Here is a 12,705-nt window from a genome sequence, read left to right on the forward strand (position 1 = left end):
AAATTTACATTGCGGTTCGCTACGACATAAAAATTTTAATATTGAGTTTTTCTTTTTAGAGTCTTCCCCCGCATGTTTGAAAGCCACCACTTTAAAGATCATCAACGCGAGGCGCGGATATTTAAATTCCGTTTAGGCGTGATGGTGGCCGTGATGGCAATACTGTTCTGCGTGTTGATTTACCGCTACTACAGTTTGCAAGTTATTAATTACCTTGAGTACGCCACCCAATCTGAGCACAACCGTGTGCATGTGGAACCTATTCCGCCCACGCGTGGCATTATTTACGACCGCAATGGTGAAGTGCTCGCTGACAACCGCGCGAGCTTTACGCTTTCATTGGTCGTCAATAAAACCATGGATTTGGATGCAACGCTCAGTGTGTTGCGCACGCTGGTGGAAATTACGCCGGCCGATTTGGAAAAATTCTACAAACTCAAAAAGCAACAAATCCATCCGCTTGAGCCCATACCGCTGCGTTACCGTTTAACTGAAGATGAAATTGCGCGGCTTGCGGTAAATGAATATCGCCTCGAAGGCGTTCAGGTTGATGCTGAATTGGTTCGCTATTATCCCTACGGTGATGCCTTCGCTCATACCATCGGTTATGTGAGCCGCATCAGCGAATCGGATTTGGAGAAATTCACTGAAGAGCAAGTGCGTCTATACAGTGGCACGCACTCCATCGGTAAATCCGGCATTGAAGCCAGTTACGAAAGCGAATTGCTCGGCCAAGTGGGCAGCAAAAACGTAGAGACCAATGCGCGCGGCCGCGAAATTCGCGTTCTGGATCGTATTGACCCGACGCCCGGTAAAAACGTCACACTCAATCTCGATTTAAAAATGCAGCAGCAAGCCGAAACGACCTTGAAGGGGCGTCGCGGCTCGGTGGTGGCGATTGAAGTCAAAACCGGTGCGGTAGTCACGGCGGTGAGTAACCCGGGCTTTGACCCCAACTTGTTTGTTACCGGAATCAGCTTTGCGGATTACAAAGCGCTGAACGAATCGCCCGAAACGCCGCTGATCAACCGCTTTATTCAAGGTCAATTTCCCTCGGGTTCAACCATTAAACCGCTGATGGGATTGATGGGGCTCCACTTGGGTTTTACCGATGTAAACCGCACCATCAGCGACCCCGGCTATTTCACCTTGGCGGGCAGTTCACACCGCTACCGCGACTGGACGCTTGCCAGCTTGGGCGGCGGCCACGGCAGTGTGAATTTGAAGAAAGCCATTTCAGAATCTTGCGATACCTACTTTTACGAGCTGGCGTGGCGTATGGGGGTGGATAACATTCATCCCTTTGGTAACCGCTTCGGTTTGGGGATTCGCACAGGTATCGACATCCCCAACGAGCGTATTGGCGTATGGCCGTCACGAGCGTGGAAGCGCGCCAAAACTAAACAGCCTTGGTACCCGGGCGATAACGTGAGTATCGGAATCGGGCAGGGTTATGTATCAGTTACGCCTTTGCAGTTGGGTGTGATGGTGGCGACCATGGCTAGCCGTGGCGACCGTTATCGCCCGCGTTTGGTGAAGGCGATTGATGGAGTTGAAACCAAACCGATCCTTGAGGATCACATCGAAATCAAAAAAGAATACTGGGATGCCGTCTTTGAGGGCATGGAAGACGCTGTGTACGGCGGCGGTTTAGCTACCTTCCGCCAATATCACCTAGGCATGGGCGCGGATTACCGAATCGCAGCCAAGTCGGGTACTGCGCAGGTGGTCAATATCGCCCAGGACGCAAAATACACCAAGGGCGCGCTCAAGGTTAATCAGCGTGACCACGTATTGTTTGTGGGCTTCGCCCCGGCAGATGACCCCAAGCTGGCTATTGCCATTATTTTGGAAAACGACGACCACCTTAAATCGTCTGAAAACCCCAGTTTGTTAGCGCGCCGCTTGTTTGATGGTTACTTGCGCGGCATTTTTGTGGGCGATGGCCCGGTGCATGGCTTCCCGGAAGACAAAACCGCGGTTGCACCTGTAGCGCCTGTACCTACAGAAACCTATGAGGCGCCGGACGAGACTGACGATGATCAAAAACCGGCGGCGCCAAGCGCGGATACCGAGCCAAAACCGGAATAAGTATGTGGATGAGTAAACTTGCATGAGTAGCCAAGATTTCCTGCGGCGTATGCCTAAAACCGGTTATGAATTTAGCCGTTCGTACCGCATTGCCCAGCGTTTCCACATAGATTTTGTGCTCTTGTTTTTGCTTCTGGGTATTGCGACTTTCGGCATGATTGTTCTGTACAGTGCGAGCAGTAGCAGCATTTTGGCGCTGCAAAAGCAAGGTAGTTTTTTCGCAATCGCCTTTTGCGCCATGTTCGTGATTGCTCAGGTACCAGTGGATTTTATGCGTAGGGCGGCGCCTTGGATGTACGCCTTGGGTGTCGTTCTCCTGCTCTTGGTGCTTGTGGTGGGGATCGGTGCAAAAGGCGCGCAACGCTGGCTGGGGGTAGGGGGAATTCGCTTTCAGCCTTCAGAAATTATGAAGCTTGCCATGCCCATCACCATTGCTGCCTTTCTCAGTCGCCAGTATTTACCGCCGCGTTTGCTGCACATTGTGATTACGCTTGCGCTCATCGCAGTGCCTACGGCGCTCATCATCAAACAGCCGGATTTGGGAACTGCGATTCTAGTGTTGGTGTCCGGCATGGTGGTGCTGTTCTACGCGGGCTTGCAGTGGTGGTACATAGGGGCGGCGGTTGCTATAGGCGGGGCGAGCTTGTGGCCAATTTGGCATTACATGATGCATGACTACCAGCAAAAGCGTGTGTTGATGCTGTTTGACCCCGAGAGCGATCCCTTGGGTGCGGGCTGGAACATCATTCAATCGAAAACCGCCATTGGGTCGGGCGGGATTTACGGCAAAGGCTGGTTGGAGGGCACGCAATCGCGTCTCGATTTCCTTCCTGAAGGTCATACGGATTTCATTATTGCGGTTATGTCGGAAGAGTTCGGTCTCATCGGTGTGATCCTGTTGATTTTGGCTTACATCCTTGTGATTGCGCGCGGAATGTATATCGCCATCAACGCCCAAGACAACTTCGGCCGCCTTTTGGCGGCGAGTATTTCCACCACCTTTTTCGTGTATGTATTCGTGAATATGGGTATGGTGGCTGGCATGTTGCCGGTGGTGGGGGTGCCTTTGCCCTTTATCAGCCAAGGCGGAACTGCGATTGTGGCACTTATGTCTGGTTTTGGAATCCTAATGGCTATAGCAACAGAACCCAAGCGGGTGATGAATCCGCAGAAGTGACCGGTGAAGTGAGAGATAAATGGTTTATTTGAGATTGGCAAAACAGCGTGGTTTTTTGATGATTAATCGGTTTTCACAAAAACTGGGTTTGTGTGCCCTGTTGTTGGCAGCGGCTGCGTTGCCCTGTAAAGCGGATTACACCCAGCACCCCGAAGCTAAAAAGTTTATGGCGGAGATGGTGTCCAAAAACGGGTTTACCCGCGCCGAATTAAATGGCTGGTTCGAAAAAGCCGAGAAAAAGCAGGCAATTTTGGATGCAATCTCTCGCCCTGCTGAAGCGTCCAAAACCTGGAAAGAATATCGCCCTATTTTCCTCATGCCGGCGCGGGTGGAAAACGGCGTTAAGTTTTGGCGAGAGAACAGTGCGGAATTGGCTCGCGCTGAAAAAGAGTATGGTGTTCCGGCAGAAATTATCGTTGCCATTATTGGCGTGGAGACGAGTTATGGCCGTATTACAGGCAACTACAACGTTATAGATGCACTTTCCACGCTCGCCTTTGATTATCCGCCCCGCGCTCCGTTTTTCCGCTCGGAATTGGAAAATTACTTGTTACTGACACGTGAGCAAAAACATAATCCATTGGAGTTTAAAGGTTCCTATGCGGGAGCAATGGGCTTCGGACAATTTATGCCGTCCAGCTATCGCAAATGGGCAGTCGATTTTAGTGGCGATGGTTTTACGGATATTTGGAAAAACCCAACAGACGCTATTGGTAGCGTAGCGAATTACTTTAAAGAGCACGGCTGGAAAACCGGCGAACCCGTGACCGTGGAAGCCCACGCAGCGGACGATATGAACGCGCCCCAGCTGAACAGCATAGTGCCACCAACATTAACCATCGACCAATGGCGCGCCCAAGGCATTAATCCCATCTCTTGGTTACCGCCCACCACGCGTGTTATCGCCTTTCAATTTGAAGGCGCAAACGGGGCTGAGTATTGGTTTGGTTTGCAAAATTTCTACACTATCACTCGCTACAACCGTAGCCCCATGTATGCCATGGCGGTTTACCAGCTGAGCCAAGCCATTAAGTTTGATATGGGGAAAAACTAGTGCGGGCACAGGGCAAATCTAACTGGGTGCTGGTGGGAGTTTTGGTGGTGTTAGCAGCGCTGCTAAACGCCTGCTCTAGCGCGAACAAGAAAGGCGACGCTGGCGATTCGTCTTCCTCGTCATCTTCCGGCGGGCGCTACAAGGGTAAAGATAAAGATTGGGGGCCGGACAAAGAAATTGACATGTCCAAAGTGCCTGATGCCGTGCCGCGCTACGAAAACCGCACCATCGCCGGTAATAAAAACCCTTATACAGTGTTGGGCAAAACCTATTACCTCATGGAAGACGAGCGCGCGTACAAAGAGCGCGGAACTGCGTCTTGGTATGGCTACAAATTCAACGGTGAGCGCACGTCGAACGGCGAGCTATACGACATGTTCGCTATGACCGGTGCCCATAAAACGCTGCCGATCCCGTCTTACGTTCGCGTTACCAATATCGATAATGGAAAAAGCGTGGTGGTTCGAATCAATGATCGCGGCCCTTTTCACGATGGTCGAATTATTGATTTGAGTTACGCCGCCGCCCAGCGCCTAGGTATTACGCGCATGGGAACGGGAAATGTCGAAGTGGAAATTGTGGTACCCGATGGCGATCCTCGTGCGCCTTTGCGTTCGCGCAAAACTGAGTTGACGGCGAGTGCGAAAGAAGCGGGTATTGTGAGCAAATCCGAAGCGGGTGTGATCGCGCAGGATACCAAAATTCCTGAAGGCACTTACCTGCAAATCGGTGCCTTTGGTGTAGAAGCCTCGGCCAAACAATTTGCGAACAGCGTGAAAAGTGCGTTGAACCTGCCGGTTGTTATCAGTGCAACCAAAGCGCCGGGCAAATTGTACCGTGTTCGCGTAGGTCCCTTTAATGACGCGCAAAGCATGCAAAACGCACGGGATCAGCTGCAAAAAATCAATATTTTACAAAGCCATGTCGTTTATCAATAAGTAATTCCGGAATTAGGGGTGGTACAATTCCGCCCAATTCCGGTTCTAAGCGACCACTACTTTTTAGCCATTTATTCTTAAGTGATTTATCTATGCTCAAAATGACTTCTTCACCTAACTCGATAGCATCGCGCCTCATCAAATCGCTCAGCTGCGCCGCGTTCGTATTTAGCTTGGGTGCAGTTGCTGCACCTCCAACACCAACGGCAGCATCAACGCCAGTACCGGGCCAAGCTGCGCCTGCGGGTGCTGCGCCAGCTCCAAAAGTCTCCATTCCCGAAGCGCCAAGCTTGGCCGCAACAGGTTACATTTTGGTAGATGGTGAAACCGGCGAGACGCTGGCGCAGTTCAATGCTGACGAACGCTTACCCCCCGCTAGTTTGACCAAAATGATGTCGAGCTATTTGGTGATCGATGAATTGGTTCGCGGTCGCATCAACGAAACCAATCTCGTGAATATCAGCGTGAAAGCCTGGAAAATGGAAGGCTCGCGCATGTACGTGAAAGAGGGCACCCAAGTTCCGGTTATTGATCTGTTGCGCGGCGAGATCATCCAATCGGGTAACGATGCCACCGTTGCCTTGGCCGAATACGTTGGCGGCAACGAAGATGCCTTCGTGGATATGATGAACAAAAAAGCCAAAGAGCTGGGCATGAACTCCACGCATTACCAAAATGCCGCCGGTTTGCCAGCGCCGGAGCACTACACTACAGCGCGTGATTTGGCGACTCTGGCGCGTGCGGTTATCTATAACCACCCACAACACTACCCGCTCTACGCGGAAAAAGAATTCAAGTACAACAATATTCGTCAGCCTAACCGCAACAAGTTGTTGTATCTCGACCCAACGGTAGATGGTTTGAAAACCGGCCACACTGAAGAAGCGGGCTATTGCTTGGTTGCTTCGTCCAAGCGTGAAAACACTCGTTTGATTGCGGTGGTGTTGGGCACCAAGAGCGATAACGCGCGCGCCGAAGAAACCCAAAAGCTGCTTGCTTATGGCTTCCGCTACTTTGAAACCGTAAACCTTTACAAAGCCAACACTGAAATCACCAAGGCACGTGTTTGGTCAGGTAAAGCACATGAAGTGTCCTTAGGTTTGGCAAAAGATGTGCGTATGTCTTTACCGCGCGGCCACTTAGATGATGTAAAGGCTAATGTTCACGTTAACGAAACTATTAAAGCGCCCATTTTGGCCGGTCAGGAATTGGGTAGTTTGACCATAGAGTTGGATGGCAAAGTCATTAACACCCAACCTTTGGTTGCTTTGCAGCCAGTTGAAGAAGCCAGTTTCTTCGCTCGCCTGTGGGACAAGATCAAACTCTTCTTCCGCGGTCTTTTTAGCTAGTCCTTCCTGAATTGAGAGCGGAATCAGCCGCTCTTATGGAGTTTCCCATGTCTGACAAACAGCCAGAACAACAACCTCCCAAAATCGAATTCCCCTGCGAGAATTACCCTATCAAAGTCTTGGGCGATGCCGACCATGAAATGCATAGCTTGGTGATTGAAGTGATGGAGCGCCATGCGCCCGGATTCGACCAAACGCGCATCACGGTCAACCAATCCAGCAAAGGTCGTTTCCAGTCGGTGACTGTTTGGATTACGGCGACTGGCATAGATCAGCTATCTGCAATTCATGACGATTTGCGCGTGAGCAAAAAAATCAAAATGGTGATTTGAGTTGGTGAGCCAACCACTTCTAGAAGTAACCAACCTTGGTCTGCAGCCCTACGAGCAAGTCTGGGCGGCCATGACCGAGTTCACCAACACCCGCACCGCGGATACGACGGACCAGCTTTGGTTGGTGGAGCATCCCCCCGTATTTACCCAAGGCCAGGCCGGTAAGGCTGAACATCTTCTGGTGCCGGGCGATATTCCAGTACTGCAGTCTGATCGTGGTGGGCAGGTGACTTATCACGGCCCCGGCCAGCTGGTGGCTTATCCTTTACTGGATTTGCGCCGCTTGAAAATGGGGGTGCGCGAGCTGGTGACAGCCATCGAGCAAACGCTGGTGGCGACCTTGGCGCATTACGATATAGAAGCTTTTCCCAAGCCGGACGCGCCCGGCGTATATGTGAATCAACAAGGGCGTGTCGATAAGATTGCGTCCCTCGGTTTGCGCGTGCGTCGCGGTTGCAGTTTCCACGGTCTAGCCTTGAACGTGGCCATGGATTTATCGCCGTTTTTGCGGATTAACCCCTGCGGTTACCAAGGTTTGGCGATGACACAAATGCGTGATCTCTTACCAAATCCACCATCGCTAGCAGAGGTACAAGAACAACTTGTTATCCAATTTGCGCAGAAATTAGGTTACGGAACCTGTACAATGCGCGCCAGCTAAGGCGTTTGCAGCCTTCACCCGATTTCCTCTGAAACATCGCAACTCAAGCGAAACAAAGAGCCTTTTATGTCTGATCTACCTCCCGTCCAAATTCAGGAATTGCAACCCGTTAAACGCACCGAACGCCACAAGCAGGGCGAAAAGCTGCGTGATGCCGACAAGGTTGAACGTATTCCGGTTAAGGTAATTGCCAGTGACCGCGATGAATTGCCGCGCAAGCCGGATTGGATTCGCGTGCGTATTCCCGCATCGCCGGAAGTGGATCGCATTAAAAATATCCTGCGCAAAAACAAGTTGTCGTCGGTGTGCGAAGAAGCTAACTGCCCAAACTTGGGTGAATGTTTTAGCGGCGGCACCGCGACTTTTATGATCATGGGCGACATCTGTACCCGTCGTTGTCCTTTCTGCGACGTTGGCCACGGCAAACCCAATCCGCTCGATGTGAACGAACCGCGCCAGTTAGCAGAAGCCATTGCTGAAATGCGTTTGAAATACGTGGTGATTACCTCGGTAGATCGCGATGACCTGCGCGATGGCGGCGCTCAGCATTTTGCCGATTGTATCCGCGAAGCGCGTGCGCTTAGCCCCAATCTACAAGTTGAAGTGCTAGTTCCAGATTTCCGCGGTCGTATGGACATTGCGTTGGATATTCTCGAACAAGAAGCCCCCGATGTGTTCAACCATAATATGGAAACCGTGAGCCGTTTGTATCGTCAGGCGCGCCCAGGCGCTAACTACAATTGGTCTTTGGAACTGCTGAAACAATACAAAGCGCGTCGCCCTGATGTGTTGACCAAATCTGGCCTCATGGTTGGCTTGGGTGAAACCAAGGAAGAAATCATCGAAGTGATGCAACACATGCGCGATCACGACATTGACATGCTGACCATCGGCCAGTATCTGCAGCCCTCAAAAGACCACTTGCCCGTTGCGCGTTACGTGCATCCGGACGAGTTTGCGGAATACACGCGTCTTGCAGAAGAAATGGGCTTTAAACATGCGGCTTGCGGCCCGCTAGTGCGTTCTTCTTACCATGCCGACAAGCAGGCGCACGGCGAAGATATCAGCAACCTCTTGCCCGCCAAAAGCGTTTAACTCGCCTAAAGCAAAACAGGTTCTGGCAGCTATGCTGTAAGAACCTGTTCTTTGGTTTATTCCTGTGACCCGAAAATCCAATATTAAGATTCGTTTGCTGCAGCAAGCACCTGAGCATTTCGCACAGGTGGCGGCGTGGCATCATCAGGAATGTGAACGACAGGGTTTGCAATCCACTCTTGCTATTCGTCAGCAGCGCTTACTGCTGCACGTCCAACAAAATGTGCTTCCTAAGACTATTGTCGCGCTCGATGGTGATCAGCTTGTCGGTTGTGTGAGTCTCGTGAACTATAGCTATCGCACCGACAGTTCCGTTTTAATTCCCTCAAACTCGGCCGCAGTTTGGTTGAGCAATCTTTACGTCACTTCTGAACAACGTCAGCGAGGTATCGGTAATCTGCTCATAGAAGCTGCGAAAAAATACGCTGCCGATTTTGGAGCAAATGAACTCTGGTTATCTGCGGCGGAGTTTACCGACTATTACCAAAAACGCGACTGGGAAATTGTGCGTAAAACACGTTTGGGCGGTCGCCCGGTAAATGTGATGCGAATTGCGCTGAAGAGTTTGGCAGTTATCGAAACGCAACCTTTAAATAAGATTGCGACAGCTTAAGTTGCGGCGAATCACGGCTTGGGTGCGGTTCTATTTAACGTATAAATAAACCCATTGTGTTGGAGATTTAGTGTTAATAGATAGGCGTATGTCTCTATTGTGTTTCCAGGAAAATGTTTGCTTTTCCGTATCTTCTTTTGCGCGGTAGTTAATCCCAAAAACCTCCACACATTTTTTCTTCACCTTTTCTAAATCTTGATACTTAAAGAAGACACGCACGTGATTTAATTTTAACTTCGGCGAATATGTAAAATATATTTCCTGTGTTGGAATACCGTACCAAGTCATTGAAATATCACTAACAACAAATGAGATGTCATTGTCTTCCGAGTGTAAAGGTCTGAAATTTCCCGTTGGAAATAGAAACTGTGCGTCATTAATGTCGCTATTCCATTGCAAGTTGAAAACACTGTTTGCAAAGTTATCTGAGTAGTCATCTGCAAAACATGAAAGCGAAAGAAAAAGCCACGATATAATAAAGTGCTTCATTTTAACTCCATTTACTTTTTGCCAATCAACTGACTATGAGTGATGCATGAATTTAATGAGCGGTGCTACTCAACAGGTAGAGTCTCAATAAAAAAAGATAACAAGCAACAAGATTTATTAAAATTGGTGCTCTAATTTTCTTAAGAGTGATCGCATCTTTCCAGCTTGAGTTAAAGGCATTCTTTAGAATCATACCAATTGCAATTGCCTGTAGTATTAATCCTATGATCGCGATTTCTTGCTCATAATTTAATAGGATATTCGTGATAGCACCCATCTAATTACCTCCGTTCCACATGCCCATGTATACCTAGCTGGTTCAACTCGTCCCAACCTAAGTCAGTTTATTAAACTCTAGCACAAGTGTCACTGTCAGAGCGTATGCCGTGCGGTAATGGACGCCTGATGTTATGAATTGAATCAGAAACCCGGCGATAAACAATTGAAAAGTTTATTCGCCATCAGTTGTTCATCGGTTTTGTACCCACTAACCATATCAGACGGTTAGTGGGTTAGCAGCTCTCAGTGGGTGAATTGACTGCTGCGTGCAAGCTCTATATCAGCCTTAACTTGGTCGCGAATCAGCGCCCAGTGGAAAAGGTTATTTTTATTTTCGTCGTATGAGTTGTGGTTATAGTGCGTCAAGGGCATATCGCGGTAGATGGGGCGTGTAATGCGAACCACTTCATCCCAGTAGGCCAATGCTTGCTCCAAGTGTTTAACGGCCTCTTGCTGGTATTCAATCTTGCCGGTAAGTCTGAATTGCTTGAGCGCCACTGCACCTTTTATTTTTTCGGCGAGATGCAACCCAAGATTTGCCCAGGTTTTAATATCGGCAACTTCATACATTAAACTCGCGTTTCCAGTTGTATCTATTCCGTTAACGAGTTGCAGTGCTTGATTGTTGTCGCGTTCAAGCATTGCAACCAGTTTGGGCGGTGTTATTTTTCCATCAGAAAATGTTTCACCTTTATTTATTTTTTCAACATAGTTGCCAATAGAAACATATTCGCTTGCCATGGTTGGTTGGTTGATAAGCCGATCAACCGAAATATATTTTGTTGTGTCACCCTGCAAAGCCAAAAAGCCTTCGCTGTATAACATAAAGTCCCAGGTTGAATCGTACAGCGATGCTAAACGTAATTGTGTATTTGAAGCCAGCGAATAGGCTTGTAACAGGTTGTCACCCTTGGCACCAAAACGACGGTTAAACTCTGCTTGAAAAACGCTATCTGGTGTATTGGCATCGTAAAGCAAACGTCCCCATAACTTGTAAAACAACCACTGCCGTTGAAATGCCCATTTCCAATTAACTTTGTCTTTGGTAGCCGTGAAATAATCTAACGCGGGAATGTAGGTTTCCGAACCAATAAAATAACCGCCGACATAATTTTGGTGGCCATTGAGTGCAATATGGCTGCGAATAAATTCGGGTACACCCCAGCGCAAAGCAAAGAAATCTTCGTTTCGTACTTGCCACACGACTTTGTAATTTTTCGGTTCGGGAAAAAAATAGGTATCGCCCAATTTACCGCCATGCACTTTTTCCAATTTGGGCGTAGAGTGGCCATGGGACCAATTAAATTTCATTTCTACCCAGATAGGGCCTGCAAAACGATCTTCCAACTTCTCCATAGCTGCACGAGTAACCTGTTCCACATTTTTACTTACGCCTGGTTCGGAGGACAAGCCGGAGGAAAAAGGCACTCGGTGAATAAGTTTTACGGGGCGCTTTACTTCTAGCATACCTGCAATCAATACATCATCCATCCATTGTTGGCGTTGCAGTGGTGTCATTTCCGCCATGCCTTCGCCGTGTGAGATGCCAATGCCATCGAGATTAGGATATTCTTCCAATGTCTGTTTGACACTCTCGCGCAAATAGCGGCGCACAATTTCCGAGGTGTCTCCCGGTACAAAATAGTGCGGGTAAAAGTTTTGTTTTGCTACGCCGTGCGCTTCAGCAAATTCTTTACTGACAAAAATACTCCAGTGAACAATATAAGTATCCAGTGCGCGCTCTTTCGCCATTTGAAAAATACCGCGATACAACTTTTGCCACTCGGCGAATTCTTTTTCTGACCAAGGGCTCGCTTCAGGAAAATTTTTGGGTTTTATCATGAATGTGTATGGATTCAAATTCCATAAACTCACCACATTAAAACGGTTCTCCACCATCATGTCTAAAAAAGCTTCCCAATATTTCAGATCGCGGACGGTGGGTGTATGTTGCGTGATGGCAGTGCTGGCGCGGTAGGTTTCCCAAGGCAAATTATATTTAATGCCGCGAAATGCTAACTGCGGTGTTTGGTTTTCTGCCGAAATTTTTGCCAGTGCAGTGTGATTGCGCACTTGCTCGGCCAGCGCCAGCGAACCATAAATCATGCCGCGATTATCGCCCCCGAGTACGGTGATTATTTTATCTTGCGGAATAATTGAAAAGGCTTCGGGTTTTAAACGTTCAGGGTGGGTGGCAATACTAATCAGATAATCATAACCGACATGTTCGTGCTGCAGTTGGTGTCCTTCGCTTTTAAGCGCCTCGGAGATTTTGCGGGCAGCGTATTTTGCTTGGGGGGAATCCTCATCATAAATAATGGCTACTTTTTCTGCCCAACTCGTAGCAGTAAAACAGCAAGCGACAGCGACCAATAATACTAATAGTTTCTTCACTCGTTTTTTCTCCGCTTTTCAATGTGATAGCAAATTCAATCTGCCAGCGAAGTATATAGCGGTCAATCAACCCAATCGCGCTACTTTACAAAACATAAATGCTTTCGATTTATTGTACATTGCGCATCAGTAACTATGTCTCTTTAATATGCAGCGAAACCTATAGCTAATATAATTTTGCAGTCTCGGTTTTGCGCTAAGAGTGGCGCGTAAAAAAGCCAGTGTTTCCACTG

General features: G+C 48.8%; 11 protein-coding genes. 9 read left to right on the top strand and 2 right to left on the bottom strand.

Going from position 1 to position 12,705, the window contains the following annotated elements; translation table 11 throughout:
* Positions 1-72: 72 nt before the first annotated feature.
* From mrdA to U1F02_RS04180, 9 genes are all read left to right on the top strand, one after another.
* Positions 73-2,091: a penicillin-binding protein 2 gene (mrdA, locus tag U1F02_RS04140; protein WP_409989098.1), complete on the top strand. Its 2,019-nt coding sequence runs from the start codon at positions 73-75 to the stop codon at positions 2,089-2,091.
* Positions 2,092-2,113: 22 nt separating this feature from the next.
* A complete protein-coding gene (rodA, locus tag U1F02_RS04145) occupies positions 2,114-3,268 on the top strand; it encodes a rod shape-determining protein RodA (RefSeq protein ID WP_409989099.1) in 1,155 nt (384 codons plus the stop codon).
* 58 nt (positions 3,269-3,326) lie between these two features.
* Positions 3,327-4,322, top strand: coding sequence for a lytic murein transglycosylase B (gene mltB, locus U1F02_RS04150; protein ID WP_409989100.1), 996 nt, complete (start codon positions 3,327-3,329; stop codon positions 4,320-4,322).
* A complete protein-coding gene (locus U1F02_RS04155; RefSeq protein ID WP_409989101.1) occupies positions 4,322-5,260 on the top strand; it encodes a septal ring lytic transglycosylase RlpA family protein in 939 nt (312 codons plus the stop codon). The genes mltB and U1F02_RS04155 overlap by 1 nt, the downstream gene beginning before the upstream one ends.
* A 92-nt stretch (positions 5,261-5,352) precedes the next feature.
* A complete protein-coding gene (locus U1F02_RS04160; protein ID WP_409989102.1) occupies positions 5,353-6,609 on the top strand; it encodes a D-alanyl-D-alanine carboxypeptidase family protein in 1,257 nt (418 codons plus the stop codon).
* Between the two features lie 47 nt (positions 6,610-6,656).
* Positions 6,657-6,941, top strand: a complete 285-nt coding sequence (locus U1F02_RS04165) for a YbeD family protein (protein ID WP_409989103.1) — start codon at positions 6,657-6,659, stop codon at positions 6,939-6,941.
* 1 nt (position 6,942) lies between these two features.
* Entirely contained in the window at positions 6,943-7,602 is a 660-nt protein-coding gene (gene lipB, locus U1F02_RS04170; RefSeq protein ID WP_409989104.1) for a lipoyl(octanoyl) transferase LipB, read from the top strand.
* Positions 7,603-7,668: 66 nt separating this feature from the next.
* Positions 7,669-8,697 carry a lipoyl synthase gene (gene lipA, locus U1F02_RS04175; protein WP_409989105.1) on the top strand — a complete coding sequence of 343 codons (1,029 nt, stop codon included), beginning with the start codon at positions 7,669-7,671 and terminating at the stop codon, positions 8,695-8,697.
* Between the two features lie 64 nt (positions 8,698-8,761).
* The gene (locus tag U1F02_RS04180) at positions 8,762-9,310 is read left to right on the top strand and encodes a GNAT family N-acetyltransferase (RefSeq protein WP_409989106.1); all 549 of its coding nucleotides are present in this window, start codon (positions 8,762-8,764) and stop codon (positions 9,308-9,310) included.
* A 30-nt stretch (positions 9,311-9,340) separates the two neighbouring features.
* Here the strand turns inward: U1F02_RS04180 and U1F02_RS04185 are convergent, their stop codons facing one another.
* Positions 9,341-9,799, bottom strand: coding sequence for a hypothetical protein (locus U1F02_RS04185; RefSeq protein WP_409989107.1), 459 nt, complete (start codon positions 9,797-9,799; stop codon positions 9,341-9,343).
* Between the two features lie 522 nt (positions 9,800-10,321).
* On the bottom strand, positions 10,322-12,472 hold the full coding sequence (locus tag U1F02_RS04190) for a hypothetical protein (RefSeq protein ID WP_409989108.1): 2,151 nt from the start codon (positions 12,470-12,472) through the stop codon (positions 10,322-10,324).
* Between the last annotated feature and the right edge of the window lie 233 nt (positions 12,473-12,705).

Source organism: Cellvibrio sp., from assembly GCF_046347455.1.
GTDB lineage: Bacteria > Pseudomonadota > Gammaproteobacteria > Pseudomonadales > Cellvibrionaceae > Cellvibrio.